Genomic DNA, 22,950 nt, shown 5'->3' with positions numbered 1-22,950 from the left:
GCTCCGGCTTGTACCGGGTGCAGGGTGTCGCCTATATTTGACGGCTATCGTGGTTCCGCAAGGGAACTACGGCTAAAGTAAGGAGAGCGACCCAATGAAGCCGAATATGCATCCGGTCTACGAGACCATCACCGCGCATTGCCAGTGCGGCAACACCTTCGAGACTCGCAGCACGTCGAAGTCGCTGAGCGTCGAAGTCTGCGCAGTCTGCCACCCGTATTTTACTGGCAAGCAGCGCATCATGGATACCGCCGGCCGGATCGATCGTTTCCGCCGGAAGTACGCGTCGGAACCCGCCGCGAAGTCCTGATCCATGGATGACCGTCTCCGCCAGGCGCTCGCGCGGGCGGAGGAGGTCGGCCAGGGTCTTTCCGACCCAGCCGTTTCATCGGACCCCGCTCGATTGCAGGCCCTCGGTCGCGAGCACGCTCGGTTAACTCCGATCGTGCGCGCGGCCGACAAGCTTTTCAAGTACCAGCGCGATCTCGCTGGTGCCCAGGAAGCGGCCGCCTCGGGTGATCCGGACCTCGCCGAACTCGCCGCCGACGATCTCGCCACCTTGCCCGCGCTGATCACCGAGCTCGAAGGGGAGATCGCCGATCTCATCGTGCCGCGTGATCCGCACGACGACCGCGACGCCATCCTCGAAATCCGCGCCGGCACCGGCGGGGACGAGGCGGCGCTCTTCGCCGCCGATCTGTTGCGCATGTATACCCGCTTCGCCGAGCGGCGCAATCTGAAGTTCGAGCCGATCGAGATTCACGAAGGCAACGTCGGCGGCATCAAGGATGCGGTGATCGCGGTGCGCGGAAGCGAAGCGTTCGGGCTGCTGCGCCGCGAGTCGGGCGTCCACCGCGTGCAGCGCGTGCCCGCTACCGAAACCCAGGGTCGGATTCACACTTCTGCCGCCACGGTGGCCGTGTTGCCGGAAGCCGAAGAGGTCGACGTCAAGATCGACCCGAACGACCTCCGCATCGATGTCTTTCGTTCGTCGGGCCCGGGCGGCCAGAGCGTCAACACCACAGATTCCGCCGTTCGTATCACCCACATCCCGACGGGCATCGTGGTGAGTCAGCAGGACCAGAAGTCCCAGCTGCAGAACAAGCTCAAGGGGATGGAGGTCCTGCGCGCTCGGATCCTCGATCGCCGGATTGCCGAAATCGAGGGCGCCCGCGCGGCCGAACGGAAGCTGATGGTCGGCACTGGAGACCGCTCCGGCAAGATCCGGACGTACAACTATCCGCAGAGCCGGATCACCGATCACCGGATCAACCTCTCGGTGCACAATCTCAGCGACGTGCTCGATGGCAAGCTCGACGAGCTCGTGGTCGCCCTGCGTCGTGCCGCTCGCGAAGAGGATGCTGGTGCCTGAGGCAATCCAGACGCTGCAGGGGCTCCTGGAAAGCGCCGGGCAGTTGCTGGAGGCCGCTGGCTATCCGGAGTCACGCCGCGAGGCGATCAGGCTCTGGAGCGATCTGGGGCGCACCAGCGCCGCCTCCGCCCACCTGGACCGCCACGAGCCAATCGACGGCGATCGCGCAATTGCCTACCTCGCGGCCGTCGGTCGGCATGCAGCCGGCGAGCCCCTGGCGTATGTCACTGGCTGGACCGGTTTCCGGCGGCTAATCCTCGCGACCGACTCGCGCGCCCTGATTCCCCGCCCGGAGACCGAGGGGCTGGTGGAAGTGGCGCTGGCGCGCGTTCGGCACGGCACCGCGGCCGACATCGGCACCGGAACCGGGGCGATCGCCCTGGCGTTGGCAGACGAGGGTGAATTCGATCGAGTGCTGGGGGTCGACCTGTCGGTGGACGCGCTCGCGCTGGCCCGCAGCAATGGGGAACGGCTCGGGTGTGCCGTCGACTGGCGCGAGGGGGACCTGCTCGCACCTCTGGCAGGTGAAGTCCTGGATTTGCTGATCTCGAATCCACCCTATCTGACCGACGCCGAGTATGACACGCTGGACCTCTCGGTGCGAGATTACGAGCCGAAGCTCGCGTTACCCTCGGGAGCAGATGGTCTCGTCGCCACCCGCCGCCTCCTCGACGAAGGGCGCGCCGTGATGGCACCGGCCGGATGGATTGCGTTGGAAGTGGATTGTCGCCGCGCAGCTGCGACGGCAGCGCTCGCCGAAGGGTTCGGCTGGCGTGAAGTGACCATGCTGGATGACTTGTTCGGTCGCGCGCGATACGTGCTGGCGCGGCAGGGGTAGAACCAGATGATCGACGACAAGGCGCAGGAACTCGGCCGGCTGCTCGGCCAGTCCACGGAGTATCAGGCGTTGCGCCGCGCGGAGCAGTCGCTGCGTGATGACAAGGAGGCGCAAGGAAAGCTCGAGGTGATCTCGCGGCTGACCCGGGAGTTCGACGCGCTGATGGCGCAGGGTCAGGCGCCCGAAGAAGCGCAGGCGCAGGAATACGAGACCACCCTGCGCGAGTTCGAGTTGTCGCCGTCGGGGCAGACGTACCTCGTGGCGCGCGCCAACGTCGACAAGCTGATGCAGCGGGTCAACCAGCGCATCGCCGATGGCATCGAGCGCGGCGCGACCAGCGGGATCATCACGCTCTGATGTCACGCGGTCTCTTCGTCGTCCTGGAAGGACCGGAGGGTGCGGGGAAGACCACGCTGGCGGCCGCGCTGGCGGCGCGGATGCGTGCCGATGGTGTCGACCTGGTTACGGTGCGTGAACCCGGTGGCACGCCGGTGGCGGAGGCGCTGCGGAGCGAGTTGCTCGACAGTCACGGTGGCTGGACCGCGGCCGCGGAGTTGCTCTATATGACGACCGCGCGCGCCGATCTGGTGCGCAAGGTGATCGGGCCCGCGCTCGAGCACGGCCAGGTCGTACTGTCCGATCGATACGACCTCTCGACGATGGCCTATCAGGGTGCCGGGCGCGGCTTGCCGCGGGAACACGTCGAGTGGGTCAACCGCGCGGCGACTGGCGGCCTTGCACCCGATATCACGCTAGTGCTCGACCTCGATCCCGCGGTGGGTCGCGATCGGCAGCGGAGCGCCGGCAAGGGCGCCGATCGACTCGAGCGTGAAGACATCGCATTCCACGATCGCGTGGCCGCCGAATACCTGGCCGCGACGGGGCAGGGGGTGCATCATTTGCAAGCGGGTGCGTCACCCGAGCGAGTCCTGGCGCAGGCCTGGGCTGTGCTCGCAAGGCTGCATCCCGAAACGTTCCGCCCCCGGGCGGAGTAGGAAGAGGACATCATGGTCAATCCGGAATCGTCCAAAGAGGGTCCGATGAAGCAGCGCTGGGGCTTGGTCGCAGTTGTGGCCGCACTCTCATTCTTCTCCGGCGGCTGGTTGCTGCAGGGCGCCTCTGCGCGGCCCGCACCGAGCGGTCCGCAGCTCCTGCAGGAAGTGTTCGAGCGGGTCCGGCTCTACTATGTCGACTCCCTTTCCACGGACTCGCTCTATCACAAGGCAACGACCGGGCTGCTCGACGAGCTGAACGATCCCTATACCACGCTCGAAGAGAATGACGACTACCGTCAGCTCACCGAGACGACGACCGGCAACTACGGTGGTCTCGGGATGCAGATCGATGTCCGCGATGGCTGGATTACCGTGGTCGCGCCGCTGCCGCAGACGCCTGCCGAACGCGCCGGCATCGAAGCGGGTGACCTGATCATCGACGTCGACGGCAAGAGCACGCAGGGCCTGAAGCAGGAAGAGGCCATCAAGACGCTGCGTGGCACGGCCGGGAGCAAGGTGGTGCTCAAGGTCCGTCGTGCCGGTGTGCCGCAACAGATGAGTTTCGCGCTCGTGCGCGAGATGATCCACAACCGTTCAGTCTCCCCCGGCGTCCTCTTCGACGGCGGGATCGGCTTCGTCCAGCTGAGCACCGTCAGTGAAGCCTCGGCACAGGAGATCCGCGAAGAGGTGAGCGCGCTCCTCAAGCTCGGGATGAAGGGGCTGATCCTCGATATGCGCGGCAACCCGGGCGGGCTGCTGAATCAGGGCGTCGCCGTGTCGGATCTCTTCCTGGATCCGGGACAGAAGATTGTCGAGACGCGCGGCCGGCTACAGGATATGAATGCCTCCTACGCCGACCGCGCCCCGCAGCAGTGGGCGAACTTGCCGGTGGTGGTGCTCGTCAACGAATGGTCGGCCAGTGCGGCGGAAATCATCGCCGGCGCGCTGCAGGACAATGACCGCGCGGTCGTCGTCGGCACGGCCACCTTCGGCAAGGGACTGGTGCAGTCGCTCTTCCCGCTTCGCCCCGGTCAGGCGCTGAAGCTCACGACCGGTCGCTGGTATACGCCGAGCGGTCGCACGATTCAGCGGACCGCGAAAAGCCAGGACGAACAGATCCGGCAGGCCACTCTGCAGGCATCTGGCAAGGACACCGCGGCCAAGGAGCTGCCGACCTTCAAGACCATCAGCGGTCGCCTCGTGAAGGGTGGTGGTGGAATTGTGCCCGACCGGATCGTGCGCGTCGACACGCTCACCGATGCCGAGCGCGAATTCGCGAAGGCGATCGGCGGGAATGTCGCGGGCTACCGTGATGCACTGGTCACCACCGCGCTCGAGGTCAAGGAGAAGAAGGAAGTGACGTCGGAAACGTTCCAGGTTTCGGATGCGATGCGCCAGGCGGTGCTCGCCCGACTCAAGGCCAAGGGGATCATCCTGTCGGCCGAGCAGACGGCGCAGGGGCGCGCCCTCCTCGACGATCAGCTCAGCTACGAAGTTGCGCGCTACGTCTTCGGACGTGCCGCCGAGCTGCGGCGTCGTGGACTCGATGATCCGCAGGTGCGGGCCGGTGTCGAGATGCTGCGGAGCGCCGCAACGCCGAAGGCGCTGATGGCGGAGATCACGCGGAAGTGACTCCCGCGGCGGTCGCCGTCGTGGGCACGGGGCGCGTCGGGCTAACGCTCGTACGCGCCCTCGGGCTTTCCGGGCAGGAGGTTCGCCTCCTCGCCCGATCGTCGCGCAAGGTACCGGCGGGGCTGCCGGACGTCGAGACCGACTGGCGGCCGGCACTCGCTGCGTCGCGGGTGGTCGTCCTTGCGGTGCCGGACGATGCGATCGGTGCCGTGGCGGAGCAGCTCGCCGCCAGTGAGGCCATCACTTCCAGCCACGTGGTGTTGCATACGTCGGGATTGCACGGTGCCGAGTCGATGGCCGCGTTGCGAGAGAGCGGTGCGGCGCTCGGCTCGCTGCATCCGTTGCAGGCGATTTCGCATGGCCAGGTGGATCCGGCGATTCTGCGCGGGACACCGGCGATTGTCGAAGGGCATGATCGCGCCGTCGTCGTCGCGCGTTCGCTCGCGGAGTTGTTCGGGATGTCACCGGTCATCGAACTGACCGCAGCCGGCAAGGTGAGCTATCACGCGGCTGCCGTGATCGCGTCGAACTACCTTGTGGTACTGGTGGAACTCGCGGAGCGGCTGGCGCGCGCCGGCGGGGCGGGTGAGGGAGCGGATCAACTCTTCCAGCCGATCATGCAGCAGACGCTCGCGAACATTGCCGCACAAGGAACTGTCGCCGCGCTCACTGGACCGGTCCGCCGTGGCGACGTCGGGACCGTCGCGGCGCATCTCGCGGTCCTACGAGACAACGATCGCGCGGTCTATATCGCGCTCGGTCGGGAAGCACTCGCCATTGCGCGCGTTGGAGGGCTCGCCGAGCCGGCCGCCATCGCGCTCGCGGAGCTCCTCAGCGCGGCGTCGACGACAAGCGACTGAGGCTTCTGGTCACCGGTGAGACAGAAGCCCTCCCCTTCGGACCACGAAGGGGAGGGCTTGAAGCATCAGGTCGGCGAGGGGCGCTACTGGTCGATCACCCGCACGCCATCGGGGACCTTGAACACAAATACGCTCGGTGGAATCGAGGCGTTCAGCCGGACATTGGAAAGCAGCACAGTGCGCTTCTGGCCCTGGCCTTCGCTGATCTCGAAGCGATGCGGCAAGCCGTCTTCGCGATCGAACCAGAGCGTCGCCCGGCGGAACGGGAGGTCCCGGGTGGTCGGTTCGAGCAGGACCGCGTCGGCGCGCTTCCCGTTGACAAGTTCGGTGGTGACGTACGTCAGGCGATAACGATCGAGCGGATTGTCCATGAACCAGCCGATCAGGTTCACGCCGTAGACTGACGAGGTCGAAATCGGGCGCCGGGTGACCTGGCCCGGCGACGTGCTCGGCGTATACACCCAGAGATGAGTGCCGTCGACGAGAAGGACTTCGTTGGCGGGGTCACTGAAGCGCATCACGAAGCGGTTCTTGCCCGTCTGGCTGAGCTTCCCCTTGCTGTCGAGGTTGCCGACCATCGGGTCCTCGATGTGCTGCCGAAAATCTGCCTCGAGACCACTGAGCTGCTTGAATACCCGGGATGCCCGGGAGACCACCTGTGTCGCCGTTTCCGCCGGCGAGGGCGACTGGGCCGCGAGCGCGGCGGGCAGGAGCAGCAGCAGGGCCCCGAGGCGCTTCACGCGTGGCTCCCGACGGGCGACGCGACCGACCGGCCGATCACCTCGGCGATGGCGGAGACTTCGCGCATCATCCGCTCGAACTGCTCCGGGAACATCGATTGTGCTCCGTCGCTCAGGGCACGTTCGGGATTCGGATGGACTTCAACGAGGAGGCCATCGGCCCCGGCTGCGATCGCCGCGCGCGCCATCGCCGGTACCATGTCGCGGTGTCCGGTCGCGTGGCTCGGGTCGGCCACGATCGGCAGGTGCGAGAGTCCGTGCACTACCGCAATCGCGGACAGGTCGAAGACGTTGCGCGTGGTGCTGTCGAATGACCGGATGCCGCGCTCGCAGAGAATCACGTTGGGATTCCCTTCCGAGAGGATGTACTCGGCCGAGAGCAGCAGCTCGGGAATCGTCGCCGAGAGGCCGCGCTTGAGCAGCACCGGCTTCCGCTGCCGGCCGCACTCCTTGAGGAGCGAATAGTTCTGCATGTTCCGCGCGCCGATCTGCACGATGTCGGCGTATTCGGAGACGAGCGCAAGTCCGGCAGCGTCCATGGCCTCGGTGACGATCAACAGACCGGTTTCCGCACGTGCCTGCGCCAGCAGTTCGAGTCCGAGCTTGCCGAGTCCCTGAAACGAGTAGGGCGAGGAGCGCGGCTTGAAGGCACCAGCGCGCAACACGGTTGCTCCGGCAGCCTTGACGGCGCGCGCCGCTTCGAGGATCCCGGCTTCGCTCTCGACCGAGCACGGCCCCGCCATGATGATCACTTCGCGGCCGCCCACCATCGAGCCATCGGGCAGCGGAACGCGCGTCGGCTCGGGCTTCCATTCACGCGAGACCTGCTTGTAGGGCTTCGACACGTGGATCACTTCGGCCACGCCACCCATCGCCTCGACGCGCGAAGCGTCGACTCGGCCATCGTTGCCGACGAGGCCGACGGTGGTGCGCTGACGACCCGGCATCGGCCGGGCCTCGTAGCCCATTGCTTCGATGATCTCCACCACGCCGGCAATCTGTTCCGGGGTGGCGTCCTGCTTCATCACGATCAACATGATATCGTCAATTCCGTTCGGGTCAGGTCGCTGCAGTGGCGGCGTCGTGATCGCTGATGCGGACGCCCACAATGGTGGAGACGCCGGGCTCCTGCATCGTCACGCCATAGACACTGTCGGCGGCCTGCATCGTCCGCGGGTTGTGGGTGATCACCAGGAACTGCGTCTGGCTCTTGAACTCGTCGAGCAGTCGCAGGAAGCGCCCGACGTTCGAGTCGTCGAGGGGCGCGTCGACTTCGTCCATGAGGCAGAACGGACTCGGCTTGGTGAGGTAGATCGCGAAGAGAAGCGAGGTCGCGACCAGGGTGCGCTCACCGGAGGAGAGCAGGTGGATCCGCTGCGTCTTCTTGCCACGCGGCGAGGCGTGAATCTCGATTTCGGCCTCGAGCGGGTCGTGCTCGTCGGAGAGCCGGAGGTCGCACTCGCCGCCGCCGAACAACGTCTGGAACACGGTGTTGAAGTTGCCGCGGATGGCGTTGAACGTCTCGGTGAAGAGGGTGCGCGCCGTGCCGTCGATCTCCTTGATGGCCTGCAAGAGCGCCTGGCGGGCCGCCACGAGGTCATCGCGCTGGGCCTGCAAGAAGGTGAGCCGCTTGCTTTCTTCAGCGTGCTCCTCGACCGCGAGTGCGTTCACGGGGCCGATCGCCTCGAGCGCCGAGGCGATCCGCTCTGCTTCGGTCTCGAGCGTCTCGAGGTCGAGTTCGAGCATCGTGGCCGATTCCATCAGCGCATCAAACGGACGCTTCCACTCGGTTTCGACTCGCTCGATGATCCGCTTCCGTTGTGCGCTGGCATCGGCAACGCCCAGTTCGAGGCGATGGTGCTCCTCGCTCGACGATTCCACGGTGCGCCGCGCCTCGTTCAGGTCGGCTTCCTCGGTGGCAAGCCGGGTGTCCGCCGCCTGCAAGGCACCTTCCGCCTCGCCAGCTGCGGTTTCGAGCGCCACCAGCTGGACCGAGCGCTCGTCGCGCCCGCCCTGCCAGAGGGCGCGCTGCGCCTCGAGTTCGGCCGCGTCGGCATCGAGGCGTGCGATTTCTTCGGTGCGGGCGCGCCCGGAGCTTTCGGCTTCGCTGATTACACGCTCGGTCCGCGCTATCGACTCGCCTGCGGCACGCAACCGGGCTGCAATGTGCGCTTCCTGCACCTGCCACTGCGACCGCGCCTCACGCGCCTGTTCCTGCTCGGCCTCGAATTCGGCAAGCTGCGCGCGGGTGGTCACCAGCGATTCGTCGAGACGCGCGCGTGCTGCCGTCCCGTCGGTGAGGGCGACATCGACCTCACCCCGGCGCTGCTCACCGCGGGTGAGCCGCTCGCCGAGGCGGGCAACCTGAGTCTCGGCTTCGGCCAGTTCGCGATCGAGATTGCCGACCTTGCGTGCGAGGTCCTCGCGCGCCGCAATGGCGAGTCGCTCGACTTCGCGCAGGCGCTCGGCGCTGCTCTGCGTCTCGGTCGCCGCCGCTTCCTGATCGGCAAGCTCCTGCGTGGTGCGCTGCCGGCGGGCATCCACCGTGGCGAGGGTCGCCGACGTCGTGTCGATCTCGCGGACGAGCGACTTGAGTTCGGCCCGACGGCGAATCGGCCCGGTGGCGGCGGTCGGGCCCGTGAGGTAGACCGCGCCATTGGCCCGGCGAAGTGCGCGCCCGGATGCATCGAGCACCTCGGCGCCGCCGGTCAGCGCGGCGACCCAAGGTGCCGCCTGTGCGTCCACACGCAGCCGCGCGTCGAGCGTCCCGGTAGTGGTGCGGGGGCCGGGGTTCAGCGGCAGGAGGATCAGCGTCCCCGGCTGCTCCTGCTGGTGCCACGCCTGAATTTCGGGAATGACTGCTTCGTCGCGCACCAGCACGGCGTGGACGAAGTCGCCGATCAGCTGCTCGGCGAGTTCGGCCTGATCGCCTTCCGATGAAATGAAATCGGCCAGCGGGCCGAGGATGCGATCACCGAAACGCTCACGGGCGGCGAGCAGTGACGCGGCTGCCGGCGCGAGCCCGACGCGGTCGCGCTCGAGCGCTTCAAGTGCCGAGCGTCGCGCGACGAGCTTGGCAACATCTTCCTCGAGGGAGCGTCGCTCGGCGAGTTCGCGCACTTCGCGCTCGCGGATTTCGCGCAAGCGGAGGCGCGCCTGTTCAGCCGCGGCTGCACCGTGACGCGCCTCTTCAGCGTGACGATCCGCGACTGCGGTGGCTTCGGTGAGCCGTTCGCCGTGCGATTGGCGTTCTTGCGCAAGGTGGCCGCGATGCGACTCTTCCTGGGCAATCCGCTCACGCAGCGAGGTGATCTCGCCCTCGAGTGCCGTGCGCTCGCCTTCGAGCGAGCGGAGTTGCTGCGCGTGCTGCTGGAGTTCGGTCTCCATGCGGCGCACCACATCGCGGTGGGCCGAGAGGCGCTGCCGCGCGGCCTGCTCGGCTTCGGTGCGTCCGCCCAGTTCGCCCTCGATTCGGGCATGCTCGGCTTCGGCGGCAGTTGCCTCTTCGCGAGCCCGTTCGAGCTCGAGGCGGGCCTGCTGAAGCCGCACCTCGAAGTCACCGCGCTCGGTGGCGGCGCGCTCACGCCGCTGCGCGGCGTTCTGCAACCGCTCGGACGCGACGGCGAGATCGCCCTCGAGTTTGCCGAGGGCGAGCCGTGCGACGCCGAGGTCCTCGACGACGGTGGTCCGGTGACGTTCGGCAGCGTGCCGAGACTGTGCCGCCGCTTCGCGTGACAGCTCGACCGCAGCGAGTCGCTCGCGCGCCTCGGGCAGCACCTGCGTGAGTTCAGCGTGCCGGCGCTGGAAGCTTTCGGTGTCGGCCGTGAGTTGATCGAGCCGCTGCCGCGCGAGCGTCAACGTGACCGCAAACTTCTCTTCGGTCAGCGAGACGTGTCGCTCGGCCTTGCCCTTCTGACGCGCCAGCGAGCGCAGCTGCGACTGGACCTCCGCGATGAGGTCCTCGAGGCGCTGCAGGTCGCCTGCGGTCTCCTCGAGACGGCGCGCGGTGGTGTGGCGACGATCACGATAGAGCCCGACACCGGCGGCTTCCTCGAAGAGGGAGCGCCGTTCGTCGGCTCGATCGGAGAGCAGCAGGTCGATCATCTTGGCTTCGATGACCACGCCGGCGTCGCTGCCGAGACCGGTGCCGCGCAGCAGATCCTGGATGTCCCGCAGGCGAGCTGGCGAGTTGTTGAGCAGGTATTCGCTCTGTCCCGAGCGCGAAAGCCGCCGGGTGATCACCACTTCCGTGTACGGGGTCGGGAGCTCGCCCTCGCTGTTATCGAGGTAGAGCGAGACTTCGACGACGTTCACAGGGCGGCGGGTCGCCGCACCCTGGAAGATCACGTCCTCCATCTTGCCACCGCGGAGGAGCCGAGCGGATTGCTCGCCAAGTACCCAGCGTACGGCGTCGGAGACGTTGGACTTGCCACACCCGTTGGGACCGACGATTGCCGTCACTCCCTGGTCAAAGGTGAGCGTGACGGTGTCGGCAAACGACTTGAAGCCGGAGAGCTCCAGCTTGGTCAGCTTCATCGGGGCAATCTTGGAGTGGGGTGGGCGCCGACGGCACACATCGCCCCCGCGAGGGGAGCGTACCGGAAGGCGCAAAGATAGCCGAAACGGGGGGGCGCTGCAGGGCCGATCAGGTGTCGCCGGCACCCGGGGTCAGGAGGAAGTACGGTCGACCGAGACGTCGGCCCACGGCATCGGCCTCATCGCGGGTGGCATACGGTCCGATGACGACCCGGAAGGGGTCTCCAGCGGCCTTGGGAGAGAGCACCCGGGCAGGGAAGCCGCCCTCCTTGAGCTGCTGCGCGAACGCCCCGGCCCAGTCCTGGTTCTGGGACGAGGCGACCTGCAGATAAACCGATGAGGCGCCCGAACCGGTAGGCGCGGTCGGGATCGGGTCCACGGTGGTCGGCGCCACGGCTGGCGGCGGCGAGGTCGATGAGTCAGTCGCTGCGGGCGTACTGTCGGTGGCCGCCGCAGCGGGATTGGCTGCCAATGCGGCCTCGGGCGCGGCGCCTGCCGGGGCCCACGGGACCGCCAGGAAGACATCGCCGGCGGCCCCGACCAGGCGGCTGCGCTCCTTGGGCGTTGCCGCGGTGATGTCGAACGCGACCACATCGTTGCCGTCACGAGCAATCAGGGTGCGTCCCGAGGCGACGAGAGGAAGATCCTCTGCCCAGCGGGTGTGGAGCGTCGTGGCAATTTCCCAGCGCACGAGGTCGACCACCCAGACGGAGTCGCCCTTGTCGGGGCGCGCCAGGAGCCAGCGGCCGGTACGGTCGACTCGCAGCGCGGTGGCTGTGCCCGGAAGTGGGAAGGTCCGGACCTTCTCCCGACTGAATCGGTCGAGGACTTCGATGTCGTTCTTGCGGCGAGCGATGTACAGCCGATGCCCTGAGGGCGAGAACACCGAGGCCGTCGGGTTGCCGCGCACGCTGATGAACTCGGCCTCGAGCTTCTTCCCGCTCGGTTCGGCGAGGACCACACCGGAGTCGGTGGTCACCGCCAGCAGATCGCCGGCCCAGGTGCCGCTCAGCTCCCCGGCGGGGAGGGTGACGCGGCGGGTCTCGCCATCTTCGTCGACGACCTGTGCCACCCGCTGACTGGCGGAGACCGCCACGATCTGCGCCCCAGAGGCACCGAGCAACTGGACGGGACCCCGTTCGATCGGCGAGCGATAGGTCGTCAGGGCGCGGCTCGCGAGCCGGAGTGGGCGCCGCGCGGAGTCGAGTCCGAGCACGACGCCATCGGCGGTGCCGGTGAGTTGATGTGCGGCCTGGAGGTAGGGACGCCAACGCTGGGCACGGAGATCGAGTCCGATCAGGCGACCGGCCGTGTCAACCGCGTAGACCATCTTCTCTTCGCGATCGGTACCGAGGGCGCGCACGATCGGCGGGACGCCGCTGGTGCGCCAGTCGATCGTGGTGAGCGAGTCGGCGCGCAGCAGCTGTGCGACGCCGCCGTTGCGGGGCAGCTGCAACAACGAAACATCTGCCGGCAGGCCGTTCGGCACGTGCCGGGCGGTCGCAGGTGAGCCACCGCCGCACGCCGCCAGCAGGAGCGCGGCGGCGAGGTACCGATGCCGGGTGGTCGTCAGAACGTCGGCCCGATCGAGATGGTCCAGAAGGCCTTCGTCCCCGGGCGCGACTGCGGCTTGGTGTAATCGAAGCGCAGGATCACGATCCCGAAAATGTTGGTCCGGATCGATGCGCCCATCGACCGCAGCGGTGTCCTGATGGCCGACGGAGAAGCGCCGGCAGGGCGCGACCAGCGCACCGACGAGTTGCCATCCCACGCGACCCCGACATCGTAGAACAGCGCGCCCTCGATCGGTGGGAACATCTTGGGGACGACGCCGAGGGATGCGTTCAGGATCGGGAAGCGGAGTTCGGCATTGCCGACGGCAATGGACGTTCCCACCAGCTGGTCGAGTGCCGAGCAGCCGGTGATGCTGTTGGGATCGGTCTGCGAATTGAGGCACTCGTTACGGGTGAACGAGCCCGACGTATAGCCGCGCAGCTGATCGGGATAGCCGAGGAAGATCGTGAAGCGATTGGCGTCGCGCCCCGAACGCCCGAAGTACATCGCCCGGGTGGCGAAGGTGAACGGGCCGAAGAGCTTGTCGTACCGGCGGTAGTCGGCGGTCGCCTGGGTGTATTTCCAGCCGCCGATGGCCTGGGTGATCTCGAAGCGCGAACGACGCCCGATAAAGGGGCCGACATACCCGCTGAGCGAATTGTCGAAGACCAGCGCGAGCGAGGGCTGCACCATTCCGACCGAGCTCAGCGACGTCTTGGTGATCGTCGGGTCCTGGGTCTGGATCCCCGAGATCGGATCGAACGGTTCGTTGATCTGCAGGATGGCGTCATCCACGTTCGTGGCACGCAGGCCGGCTTCGATGCGACGGAAGCGTGAGAGCGGATAGGCGGACTGCAGGAACGCTGACCGCAGCACCACGCGGCGGTACTGGGTGATGTAGGTGTTCTCCCCGGGGGTCGGCCCATCGGTGATGGCACTGCCGTAATACCAGAAATACGGCTCCTGCTGCAATCCCACGGCCCAGTTCACTCGATGCGCGATGTTGGCATACGCTGCCAGTACCTGGGCTTCCTCGATCCGCCCATTGATGTACCCGCTGAACACGAGCTGCTTGTTGCCGAGCATGTCGGAGAGCGAGACCGTCGTGCCACCGAAGAAGCCGCGGCCAAAGTTGTCGCGCACGTACCCGATGCTCGGGCGTGCCACATAATCGGCGGTGAAGCCCGTCTTGTACTTGCGCTCGGTAAAGGTGCTCGTGTCCGGGAGGCCGAGGCGCGAGGAATCCATCAGGACGGCCATCGAGATCGGATCGGCCGGGCGCAGGGAATCCGGTGTCGCCGCCACCGAGTCGGCGCGGCGCAGGCCACCAGACGAACGATAGAGCGCACTCCCGCCTGCCGACGGCGTCTTCACGGCGGCAGTGTCGGCCGGGTTGGCCTTCGCGGCGGCTGCCGCGATCGCGGCGGCACGCACCGGATCGGAGAGTGCCAGTGAAGTTCCCGGGCGCCACGGCTGCTGCTTGCGGCTGCGCGGATTCGACATCACATAGACATCGTAGTCGCTGTCCTCGTAGTACACATACGCCAGCTTGTCGGCCTGCCGAGCCCACGACAGAATCGGTGACAGCGGCGTGATGCCCTGCGCGCCGGTGTAGAAATCGGTGAGCTGGTACGACTCGCCGTTGGCGAGTTCGTACAGGAAGATGTTCGCGACACCGGTGCGGTCGGAGACATACGCGAGCGACTGGCCGTCGGGCGACCATTGCGGATTGACGTTCCGCCCCGCGTCCATTCCAGACAACGTCTCGATCTTGCTGTTGTCGAGATGATAGAGCGCGAGCCGGAAGTTGCCGTAACGCAGCTGGTCGAAATCGGTGCCCGGGCCACGGTCGGTGGTGAAGGCGATGGTCTTTCCGTCGGGGGACCAGACCGGGTGCAGATCGGCGTACCGATCGTGAGTCAGGCGCGACAGATTCTTGCCGTCGGCATCGACGACGAAGAGGTCGGAAAGGCCGCCGTCATAGCCGGTGAAGACCAGCTTCTTGCCATCCGGACTCCACGAAGGGGTGGTGACACCGCTGATGTCGACCGTGATACGTGCAATCTCATCGTTCTTGGCGACATCAAGTACCACGATATCGTCCTTCGGGCCGCGCTTGGCAGCGAAGGCGAGGTACTTCCCGTCGGGAGACCAGCTGGCGGCCGAGTTGATGAAGCGGAAGGTCTCGTAGTTGGAACTCCACGTCGACTTGAAGAGCCGGCGGGTCGCGACGCCATCCGACACCTTGGCCAGCCACATATCGACGAAGAAGAAGTCCTTCTCCGAGAAATACGCGACCTGGGTGCCGTCGGGCGACAGCGCCGGCGCGAGGTGATAGGTGCCCTCGCTCTTCGCCTTCGTGAGCGTCGGCTGCGAAATCGCGTCGGCCTTGTTCCGCACGGCCAGCTCGGGGAGATACTGCTTCTGCATCGCGTCGCGCCACTGATCGCCGAGCTGACGGAAGTCGAGCCCGATCACGCGACGGAAGGCGCCTTCCAGCGAACCGGCGCGGGAGGCCGAGAGAATCGCCCCGATCGCCTCATCGCCCCAGCGCTGGCCGATATAGGTCAGGATCGACTGGCCGAAGCGGTACGGGAAGATTCGCGGATCGTTTTCGAGCTGCTTGATCGTGGGCAGCTTCCCTTCGGCCGCTGCATCGCGGATCCACATCGAGGTATTGGGATCGACGCCGCCGATCGACATGTACTCCGCCATGCCCTCGACGAACCAGCCCGGCGGATTCACGTTGATCAGGGTCTGGATGCCCGCGCCGGCTTTGCCACCCGACCAGACGTCATACTGGAACTGGTGGGTCATTTCGTGCTGCAGCACGTGATCCACGTCGCTGTAGGCGCCGGTGAGCGGGAGGACGTTCCGGTGCTTCAGGAAGTCGGTGAAGCCGCCCGTCCCCTCGCCGACGTCACCATCCGCGAGGTTGGTCTGCGAGAAGTCGGAGTGCGAGGCGTAGAGGATAATCGGCTTCCGCTCGCGAAACTTGTGTCGCAGCACGGTGGACAGGCGCGCGTAGGAGCGCTCTGCCATCCGTGAGACATCAAGGGCCGCTTCGCGTTCGACGGGGTAGTAATACACGTCGAAGTGCTCGGTCTCGAGCACGTGGAAGTCGAAGTTGGTGTACTGAACCTTGTTCTGCCCGAAATACTGGGCAGAGAGTGCGGCCGGTACAGCCACTGGGGCGGCGAGCAGCAGCCACGCGAGGCGTCGCATCGGGAGTCCCTCTCGTCCTGCGGACCTCACGGTCCGGATAGGAGCGCCGGAGCATCCTGCCACAAGCGTTCGAGTTGATAGAACGCCCGGGTCTCCGGGTGAAACAGATGTACTACAACATCAACAAAGTCGAGCAATACCCAGCGGCCGGTCTGCAGACCCTCGACGCCGTGGGTGTGATTCCCGTCGGCGAGCATCGCCCGCATCACCCCGTCGGCCAGTCCACGGACGTGGGCATCGGATGTGCCGCTCGCGATGATGAAATAATCGGCCGCATTGCTGAGGTGCCGCAGGTCGAGCACCTGGATCCGCACCCCTTTACGGTCATCAATCGCGTTCACTACGGTCCGAACGGCCTTGGGCAACTTCACGCCACGCGCTTCAACCATGAGCAGGTTCCGGCGTGCCGTCTTCGACCTGATAGAACACCGCCCACGCACCCGTCCCGACGTGGGTCCCCAGGACTCCGGTCACTGGGGCGACGATCACTTCCTTCGGACGATACGCGGCCATCAGCGCGTTCCGGACCCGTTCTGCCGCTTCGGGTGCCTCGGCGTGCGCCACGCCGAAGCGGACCTGCTTCGGGCGGGGCGTCAGCCGCTTCTCCAGCAATGCGAGCACCCGGGGTACCACCTGATCGCTGCCACGGACGCGGTCGATCGGCTGCAGTCGTCCGGTCGTGTCGACTTCGATGATCGGCTTGATGTCCAGCAATCCTCCAATCCACGCTTTCCCGCGAGAGACCCGGCCGGACCGGATCAGGTTGTCGTACGTGTCCACGGTGATGAACATACCGGACTGCGATCGGACCCGATCCAGTTCGGTCGCCACGGCCGCTGCTCCCCACCCGTCATCGATCAGCTCGGCCGCCCGCAGCGCCAGCATCCCCAGGCCGAGCGACGCGGCTCGCGAATCCACCAGGTGCACCTTGTCGATCCCCGCCGCGTTGATCGCGGCCCGAGCCGACGCGAGCGTTCCCGACAACATCCCGGCGACGAAAATGCCGACAACTTCAGGCGCCTCTTCCCGCGCGGCCCGGAAGGCCCGGACAAATTCGGCCGGCGCAGGCTGCGAGGTGGTGGGCAGCTCCCGGGCGGACCGCAGCCGACGGTAGAACTCGGCGGGCTTGAGATCGATCCGGTCCCGGAATGTCTCGGTGCCGAACATCACCTGCAGCGGGACAACGATGATACGGTGCTTGTCGAGGATCGGATCCGGAAGGTCGTTGGAGGAGTCGACAACGATCGCCACTTTCCGCTGCTCGACGTGCCCCAGGCGACGATGCTGCGCCCGCATGTCCTCGGCCTTCCGTGTCGCGACCGTGCCCCACTGCTCGGCGTACGTGAAGACGGCTTCCGGGGTGTCGGTGTGCACATGGATCTTGAGGATGTCCCCGGCCACCGCGACCACCACCGATCCGCCGAAGCTGTGCATCGCCGCGCGGACATCGTTGGCGGGCGGGAGTGGCGTTCCCCGCACGAGGACCTCGGTACAAAACTGGAAGTCACGTTCCGCGGCGATCGCGATCAGCGCGGCGGGGATCGCCGAATCCGTCTCCAGCGGCGCCGCTGCAGGAAGAATGGGGTCGCCGTTGATGAAACGGACGAATCCCTCGACCATCCTGACGAATCCCTTACCGCCCGCATCGACGACGCCGGCCTCTTTCAGCACCGCCATCAGCTCGGGCGTGTGCTCGAGCACTCGGTCGGATTCCGAGTGCAGCCGACGGAGGAAATGGCCGATGTCAGCGGATTCCTCACCCGCCCGCTCGGCGGCGCGAGCGCCGTCGCGTACGACCGTGAGGATGGTGCCTTCCCGCGGTTCGTCGAGGGCGGCCTCAAGGGCATCGGCACCAGCGCGCACGGCCCGCGCGACGTCGGGGGCCCCGGCGGTCGCGCGCTGGCCCAGTCCGTCGGCGAAACCAATGAGGAAGTGGGCCAGCATCATGCCCGAATTGCCGCGGGCGCCCAACAGCGCCGCCCGCGCCGCGGTCGTGGCCGTCTCCGGAAGCGGCGCGTCGCCGAGCGCCCGGAGGGCGTCGGCGACGGCGCGAAGCGTCAGCGAAAAGTTGGTGCCGGTGTCACCATCAGGGACCGGAAAGACATTGATGCGGTTGAGCTCTTCCCGTCCTGCCGTGACCCAGTCCGAGGCAGCGTAGAAGCCGCGTGCGAGCCGCGGGCCATCGAGATACCCGATGCCGACGGTCATGCCGTCTCAGCCTTGCGCGACGACGTTGACCTTCACTTCGGCGTGGACGTCGTGGTGCAGCTTGACGCCGACCGAGTGGAACCCGAGGTGCTTGATCGGATGCTCGAGGTCGAGCTTGCGCTTGTCGACGGTGTGACCCTGCGCGGCAATCTGTTCGGCGATGTCGCCGGACGTGATCGAGCCAAAGAGTCGACCATCATCTCCGGCCTTCGCGGTGAAGGTGAGAGTCAGCGCGCCCAGCCTGGCCGCGAACGCCTCGGCCTCGGCGCGTTCGGCGGCGGCGTGCGCGGCCTTGGCCTTCGACTCGGCGTCGATCCGCTTTTTGTTACCTGCGGTCGCCTCGAAGGCGAGCCCACGCGGGAGCAGGAAATTACGGGCATAACCCGGCTTCACCCGCACCAGGTCACCGGCCTTGCCGAGCGAGGGCACGGCCTCGCGAAGAATGAGTTCCATCATGGTGTTGCTCCTTGAGGCGGCGCGATTCGGCGCCGCAGGTCGAGCCACGTGTCGGCGACGCCGATCGCGAACAAGGCAAAGGGTAATACGGGGAAGGCCAGCAGGTACAGCACCAGGGCGAAGAGGGCGGAGACCCGCCGGATCGCGCACTGCACCACCGCCAATCCGCGGGCGGCATACAGCCCTGCAAGGACTACGAAGAGATTGGCCGCGAACGTGTTGAGGGCCCCTTCCGGCGCCACCAGCCCGACCGCGGATGCCAGCAGCAGTGCCCAGATCAACTGGTCGTTGAACCGGAACTCGACAAATGCCTTCGCCGGTGGGCCGATAGGGCGCCGGCTCACCCGATGATACCAGCCCCAGGCCAGCCAGGCGCCGAGGAGCAGCAGCAGTGTCAGGAATCCGGGAGTGACCTTGCTCGCGCTGGCGAGGCCGTCGGCCAGATTCCTGGCAAACTCGGAAACGCCCGCGCTACCCACCACTTCTGCCCCGGTCGTCGGCGGGGTTGCCGGAAGATCGGTGAAGATCCGGCGGTAGGCGTCCCAGGTGTGGCTCGAGAGGTCGGCCCGGAAGTCGACGAACCGCAAATGCAGCTTGAGATACCAGGTCGCCACGGCACTCGCGGCGATGACCGCGCTGAGCAGGGCACGCTGGACCAGCGATGAGACACCGACGAGCGCGAGCACGACGAACGTCCCAGCGAAGAAGGCACCGTAGGCGCGAATGGTTTGATCGACGAGCGCGTGTTCGCCCTGGACCGACGCCGCAACTCCGAGGAGCGAGATGAAGAGCCAGAGCCATTCCCGGCCGCTGGCTGGTCGAGAGACCAGCAGTAGCAGTGCCAGAGGGCCGAGAAAGAAGATCGATGGGGCGAGCACGAGATACCCGGCCAGCAAGACCAGGGTAGGGAACAGCGAACGGCGCCCGGGGTTGCCGGGCGCCGTCGGAGGCGTGGTCAGCCGGCGAATCCCTTGATGTAAGGGATCAGGGCGAGCTGACGTGCCCGCTTGATCGCCGTGCTGAGCTGACGCTGATGCCGGGCGCAGGTGCCAGACAGGCGGCTCGGAAGGATCTTGCCCCGTTCCGTGAGGAAGCGGGTCAGCAGCCGTTCATCCTTGAAGTCGACGATGCGAACGCCGGACTCGCAGATGGCGCAGGTCTTCTGTGGGCGGGCCATTATTCGTCGTCCTCCCCGTCCTTGGCCGACGGCGTCGGAGCCATCTGGGCTCCCTCGTTGAGTACGATCAGGTGACGCAGCACCGACTCGTCGAGCTTGAGCGCGCGCTCGAACTCAGGCAGCATCGTCGGGGCAGCATCGAACTTGGCAATGACGTAGTAGCCCGTCTCACGGCCCGAAATCGGGAAGGCGAGCGTGCGCTTGCCCCAGTGATTGACGTCAATGGCCAAGCCTTCGGCCTGCGGGATGAGGGCGTGGAAGCGGTCGAGCTTCTCGGTGATGGCGGGTTCTTCGAGCGTGGAGTCGAAGATGTAAACCGCCTCGTACGAGCGGGTCATAGCACCTTCCTTCGGTCGTGGTCGCCCCGGGGCTGGTGCGGCGCCCGAGGAGGATGAGTTGTGAACAGCCCACCAAAATAGCCGGGAGCAGCCTGCTGACGCTACCGTCGGTCCTCGAACGAGGCGAGCACCGGAGCAATGGTGCCGCCATCGCGTGACGCTAAGTCATTGCGGATAAACGTGTTAGGTAGGCTTCGTGGGCCGGGTATTCGCCGGCGGCCGCCGCGCCCCGCGACAGCCATCATTGGCTGTTCCCAATTCTGCCGGGCTGAGCGTCTGCCAGTCCTCATCAACTGCGGGTCCCAGTTGCAGGGCCAGCACCCCGGTGTTGGTTCGCCGGTCGACCATCAGCGAGTCGACCCCGCGGAGGAAGACGAACCGTTGGGGCTGATCGGGCTGCTCCATTTCGATCATCACCGCCAGACAGCCGAGGGCGCTGGTCGAGCGCACAACCCGGCCGCGAAACCACTTGCCCTGCATTGCCGGGACGCGGACGCGCACAATCGCGTTGGCGTGCAGCAGGGAATCTGCTGCAGTAGCAGGACGCGGGGCCGCGGCAGCGAGGAGGAGTGCGAGATGAATCACTTCTTCTCCTTCGCAGCGGCAATTACGGTAATCCCTCGCTCACGTTGTGCACTCTTGCCATCGGCGGTGACGGTCACCGTCAGCCGGTAGTTGCCCGGGTCGAGTCGCTGAAGTGCCAGCGATTTACGCACCGTGGTGACCGCGCCCGAAGCGCGATCACCGGTCTCGATGCGGACCGAGTGCTTCTTTGCAGGGTCGAGCGGGGTGACCTCGAGGACGGTGCGATAGTCCGCGCCAGCGGCGAGACCACGCACTTCGAAGCCGAGCTCGACTGATGCTTCGGTAGCCCAGGCATTACCGGGGTTGAGCGGGAACGGCTGTCCGCCGAGGGCGTAGCCGGGGCGCGATCCTTCCCGGCCGACCAGCACATCTCCGAGCGAGAGCGTGCCGCCGGCGTCGACCCGTACGCCACGCGCGAGCACCATCCCGCCCGATGAGTCGGCATCCTGTCGCGCAGTCACGCCGACCTGCCAGGAGCCCGGTGGCAACGGCGTCTCGAATACTCCGTTGAGCGAGCTGCCGGCACGAAGGGTGTCGGGGGACACGAAATTTCTTGTGGTGTCGATGGTGCGCGACGTGCCGGTCGCGCCATCCCAGAGCGTCAGGCGGAACTGCATCGGGTAGATGAGGCGACCGTCCGCCGTGCGGCCGGCCGGATGCAGATGGTCGCCGGGGACGGCGAAGGTCGTGAGGATCCGCGCTGAATTGTCCGCGGCACTGCCGAGCCCGAAGAATTGCGCCGCGAGCAGGAACGGGTGCGAGTACGTCTGGGTATACGAGTCGTGGTTACCTGCGTTGGCAACATCCTCGCGCCCAGCCTGAAGCACTGCAGCCACGATCGGGTCGCAGGTGACTGGCTTGGCGCGCGCCGGCGGAGCAATCAGCAATTGCGCAATGCGGACATACGCTGGGGCGAGCGAGGCCCGTGAGAGATAGAGCTCCGGGCGAAGCGGCAGGATGGTGACCAGCGTGGTCGGCGCCGAGAGGCCGAGTGCATCGCTGCCGGTGAAGTGCAAGACCCGCCAGCTGCCGTTGATCCAGTAGAGCCACGATTCGTTCGACCGGATTCGTTCCTCCATCGCGAGTTCGGCGCGGGGGTTTCGCATGTAGCTGATGATCTCGTCCGCGGTTTGACGAAACTGCTTGGACTGGAGATATCCCTCCGGGAGGAGTCCTGCAGTGGCATCCTGAGAAGCGATCGCATCGGTGACCAGCGCCTCGAGGTCGTTCGGCGTATTGCCGCCGCGCCGCCGGCTCCTGGGCTCGCCATGGCGGAGGTAGACCACGCCGCGATGATCGAGGAAGCGCTCATCGCGGCGGATGTCCTCGGAATCTGCCGGCTCTTCAGCGATGATGTCATCGAGCGACCAGCTTCCCGAGCCGATGCAGAGCCCCTGCACGGCGACATCGAACTCGGCGCGCTTCATCTGGCTGCGACGTCCGGCCGAGACCACGCGAAAATTTTCGCGCACGTAATTCCAGCGGCGGAGGTGCTCGACCAGACGTTCTCCCGATTCCCGCACAGCCTCGGCATCACGACCGGCCCAGAATCGCTCGACCCAGCGAACGAGGGCGGAATCCGGGGTCGCCTGCAGGAGGGCCACGCTGTCCTTGCTGACAATCCAGCGGAAATCGAGCAGGTAGGCTGCCCGACCGATGGCAGTCGGGCGTCGCAGGCCGGCGTAGTACGCATCAACGGCTTCGCTGCTTCGGCCGAGCGCCTGAAGGGTGCGAGCGCGCTCGAGCTGGATCAGCGCAGCATCGCCCCCCAGCGTGAGGGAACTGTCAAACATGGCGAGCGCGGTGCGGTAATCCTTGTCACTCCGGGCGATGCGACCGAGCACGAGGACGGCGCGCGGGTCGGGGTGGGCACCGCGCGCGTAACGTCGAACGCCAGCAATGAAGTCGCTCGCAGCGAGCCGGTCCTCGGTCGCAAGTGCGAGGTGGAGGAAGGTTTCGCGCGTGCGATCGAATTCCACGTCGCGGTCTGCCGATTCGCGAAGCGCCCGCCAGATGCCCGTGGCGTGGCTCTCGCCGTCGTTGAGTCCACCGGTTGCTTTGGGCGAGTAGTTGCGCTGCTCCTGCGCGAAGAGTCCGCGCGCGATGTCATACCGAGGCCACGGCCAGTCGCCGTGGCGCGAGGCGGCCTGAGCGAAGTCGAACAGCGCGGCATCCAGATCGCCGACGTCGTTCTTCAGCTCGCCTCGGCGCAAGACGTAGGCAGCCCGTCTGACCTGCGCCGTGGCGGCGCCACCGCCGGACTTCGACGGCCCCTCGAGCGCCGCGAGGTCGGCCACGGTGGTGACCCGCTGCAACGAATCTTCCCAAGCCCCGAGTGCGACCCGCTCGGCGGGAGTCTGCGCCGAAAGTGGCAAGGCGACGAGCAAGAGCAGCGGCAGCAGGGGAACTGCGCGATGACACCGAAACATCTACA

20 protein-coding genes are annotated in these 22,950 nt (G+C 66.6%); 7 read left to right on the top strand and 13 right to left on the bottom strand.

From position 1 onward, the window contains the following. The first annotated feature begins 94 nt into the window (after positions 1-94). Genes rpmE through V4558_00440 form a run of 7 tightly spaced genes read left to right on the top strand, consistent with a single transcriptional unit; the run spans position 95 to position 5,697 of the window. The gene (gene rpmE, locus V4558_00470; GenBank protein MES2303947.1) at positions 95-310 is read left to right on the top strand and encodes a 50S ribosomal protein L31; all 216 of its coding nucleotides are present in this window, start codon (positions 95-97) and stop codon (positions 308-310) included. 3 nt (positions 311-313) lie between these two features. Beyond that, on the top strand, positions 314-1,372 hold the full coding sequence (gene prfA, locus V4558_00465) for a peptide chain release factor 1 (protein MES2303946.1): 1,059 nt from the start codon (positions 314-316) through the stop codon (positions 1,370-1,372). Beyond that, entirely contained in the window at positions 1,365-2,210 is an 846-nt protein-coding gene (prmC, locus tag V4558_00460; GenBank protein MES2303945.1) for a peptide chain release factor N(5)-glutamine methyltransferase, read from the top strand. The genes prfA and prmC overlap by 8 nt, the downstream gene beginning before the upstream one ends. A 6-nt stretch (positions 2,211-2,216) precedes the next feature. Next, positions 2,217-2,567 (top strand): YlbF family regulator, encoded by a 351-nt coding sequence (locus V4558_00455; GenBank protein ID MES2303944.1) that lies wholly within the window; start codon positions 2,217-2,219, stop codon positions 2,565-2,567. Further along, positions 2,567-3,205 carry a dTMP kinase gene (tmk, locus tag V4558_00450; protein ID MES2303943.1) on the top strand — a complete coding sequence of 213 codons (639 nt, stop codon included), beginning with the start codon at positions 2,567-2,569 and terminating at the stop codon, positions 3,203-3,205. The genes V4558_00455 and tmk overlap by 1 nt, the downstream gene beginning before the upstream one ends. 45 nt (positions 3,206-3,250) lie before the next feature. After that, positions 3,251-4,837, top strand: a complete 1,587-nt coding sequence (locus V4558_00445; protein MES2303942.1) for a S41 family peptidase — start codon at positions 3,251-3,253, stop codon at positions 4,835-4,837. Next, complete coding sequence (locus V4558_00440; GenBank protein ID MES2303941.1) at positions 4,834-5,697, top strand: Rossmann-like and DUF2520 domain-containing protein; 864 nt, start codon at positions 4,834-4,836, stop codon at positions 5,695-5,697. The genes V4558_00445 and V4558_00440 overlap by 4 nt, the downstream gene beginning before the upstream one ends. Positions 5,698-5,780: 83 nt before the next feature. On the opposite strand, the gene V4558_00435 is transcribed toward V4558_00440, so the two are convergent. The 13 genes from V4558_00435 to V4558_00375 all read right to left on the bottom strand — a co-directional run bounded on the left by V4558_00435 (position 5,781) and on the right by V4558_00375 (position 22,945). Next, positions 5,781-6,437 (bottom strand): outer membrane lipoprotein carrier protein LolA, encoded by a 657-nt coding sequence (locus V4558_00435; protein MES2303940.1) that lies wholly within the window; start codon positions 6,435-6,437, stop codon positions 5,781-5,783. After that, positions 6,434-7,474, bottom strand: coding sequence for a 3-deoxy-7-phosphoheptulonate synthase (aroF, locus tag V4558_00430; GenBank protein MES2303939.1), 1,041 nt, complete (start codon positions 7,472-7,474; stop codon positions 6,434-6,436). Before aroF ends, V4558_00435 begins: the two co-directional genes overlap by 4 nt. A gap of 22 nt (positions 7,475-7,496) precedes the next feature. After that, positions 7,497-10,973 (bottom strand): chromosome segregation protein SMC, encoded by a 3,477-nt coding sequence (gene smc, locus V4558_00425; protein ID MES2303938.1) that lies wholly within the window; start codon positions 10,971-10,973, stop codon positions 7,497-7,499. 109 nt (positions 10,974-11,082) lie between these two features. Beyond that, the gene (locus tag V4558_00420; GenBank protein MES2303937.1) at positions 11,083-12,462 is read right to left on the bottom strand and encodes an SPOR domain-containing protein; all 1,380 of its coding nucleotides are present in this window, start codon (positions 12,460-12,462) and stop codon (positions 11,083-11,085) included. A gap of 80 nt (positions 12,463-12,542) precedes the next feature. Next, positions 12,543-15,752 (bottom strand): DPP IV N-terminal domain-containing protein, encoded by a 3,210-nt coding sequence (locus V4558_00415; GenBank protein MES2303936.1) that lies wholly within the window; start codon positions 15,750-15,752, stop codon positions 12,543-12,545. A 26-nt stretch (positions 15,753-15,778) separates the two neighbouring features. Next, the gene (gene rsfS, locus V4558_00410) at positions 15,779-16,123 is read right to left on the bottom strand and encodes a ribosome silencing factor (GenBank protein MES2303935.1); all 345 of its coding nucleotides are present in this window, start codon (positions 16,121-16,123) and stop codon (positions 15,779-15,781) included. Between the two features lie 10 nt (positions 16,124-16,133). Further along, complete coding sequence (locus V4558_00405) at positions 16,134-17,960, bottom strand: DegV family protein (protein MES2303934.1); 1,827 nt, start codon at positions 17,958-17,960, stop codon at positions 16,134-16,136. 6 nt (positions 17,961-17,966) lie between these two features. Then, entirely contained in the window at positions 17,967-18,416 is a 450-nt protein-coding gene (rplI, locus tag V4558_00400) for a 50S ribosomal protein L9 (GenBank protein ID MES2303933.1), read from the bottom strand. Further along, entirely contained in the window at positions 18,413-19,318 is a 906-nt protein-coding gene (locus V4558_00395) for a DUF2232 domain-containing protein (GenBank protein ID MES2303932.1), read from the bottom strand. The genes rplI and V4558_00395 overlap by 4 nt, the downstream gene beginning before the upstream one ends. A gap of 53 nt (positions 19,319-19,371) precedes the next feature. Then, a complete protein-coding gene (gene rpsR / locus V4558_00390) occupies positions 19,372-19,593 on the bottom strand; it encodes a 30S ribosomal protein S18 (protein ID MES2303931.1) in 222 nt (73 codons plus the stop codon). Further along, a complete protein-coding gene (gene rpsF / locus V4558_00385) occupies positions 19,593-19,931 on the bottom strand; it encodes a 30S ribosomal protein S6 (GenBank protein ID MES2303930.1) in 339 nt (112 codons plus the stop codon). Before rpsF ends, rpsR begins: the two co-directional genes overlap by 1 nt. Positions 19,932-20,114: 183 nt before the next feature. After that, positions 20,115-20,516 carry a hypothetical protein gene (locus tag V4558_00380; protein ID MES2303929.1) on the bottom strand — a complete coding sequence of 134 codons (402 nt, stop codon included), beginning with the start codon at positions 20,514-20,516 and terminating at the stop codon, positions 20,115-20,117. Next, positions 20,513-22,945: a hypothetical protein gene (locus V4558_00375; GenBank protein MES2303928.1), complete on the bottom strand. Its 2,433-nt coding sequence runs from the start codon at positions 22,943-22,945 to the stop codon at positions 20,513-20,515. The genes V4558_00380 and V4558_00375 overlap by 4 nt, the downstream gene beginning before the upstream one ends. Between the last annotated feature and the right edge of the window lie 5 nt (positions 22,946-22,950).

It is taken from the genome of Gemmatimonadota bacterium (assembly GCA_040388535.1).
Classification (GTDB): Bacteria; Gemmatimonadota; Gemmatimonadetes; order Gemmatimonadales; family GWC2-71-9; genus Palsa-1233.
The sequence above is the reverse complement of the archived record's forward strand: the minus strand, read 5'-3'. Positions and strand labels throughout refer to the sequence as shown.

Bases quoted from the DNA above. Each gene is read 5' to 3' on its own strand.
- V4558_00445 (MES2303942.1), top strand. From the start codon at position 3,251: ATGAAGCAGCGCTGGGGCTTGGTCGCAGTTGTGGCCGCACTCTCATTC.
- rpsF (MES2303930.1), bottom strand. From the start codon at position 19,931: ATGACCCGCTCGTACGAGGCGGTTTACATCTTCGACTCCACGCTCGAA.
- rplI (MES2303933.1), bottom strand. From the start codon at position 18,416: ATGATGGAACTCATTCTTCGCGAGGCCGTGCCCTCGCTCGGCAAGGCC.
- V4558_00375 (MES2303928.1), bottom strand. From the start codon at position 22,945: ATGTTTCGGTGTCATCGCGCAGTTCCCCTGCTGCCGCTGCTCTTGCTC.
- V4558_00405 (MES2303934.1), bottom strand. From the start codon at position 17,960: ATGACCGTCGGCATCGGGTATCTCGATGGCCCGCGGCTCGCACGCGGC.
- rpmE (MES2303947.1), top strand. From the start codon at position 95: ATGAAGCCGAATATGCATCCGGTCTACGAGACCATCACCGCGCATTGC.
- aroF (MES2303939.1), bottom strand. From the start codon at position 7,474: ATGTTGATCGTGATGAAGCAGGACGCCACCCCGGAACAGATTGCCGGC.
- rpsR (MES2303931.1), bottom strand. From the start codon at position 19,593: ATGGCCCGCCCACAGAAGACCTGCGCCATCTGCGAGTCCGGCGTTCGC.
- V4558_00455 (MES2303944.1), top strand. From the start codon at position 2,217: ATGATCGACGACAAGGCGCAGGAACTCGGCCGGCTGCTCGGCCAGTCC.
- V4558_00415 (MES2303936.1), bottom strand. From the start codon at position 15,752: ATGCGACGCCTCGCGTGGCTGCTGCTCGCCGCCCCAGTGGCTGTACCG.
- smc (MES2303938.1), bottom strand. From the start codon at position 10,973: ATGAAGCTGACCAAGCTGGAGCTCTCCGGCTTCAAGTCGTTTGCCGAC.
- prfA (MES2303946.1), top strand. From the start codon at position 314: ATGGATGACCGTCTCCGCCAGGCGCTCGCGCGGGCGGAGGAGGTCGGC.
- tmk (MES2303943.1), top strand. From the start codon at position 2,567: ATGTCACGCGGTCTCTTCGTCGTCCTGGAAGGACCGGAGGGTGCGGGG.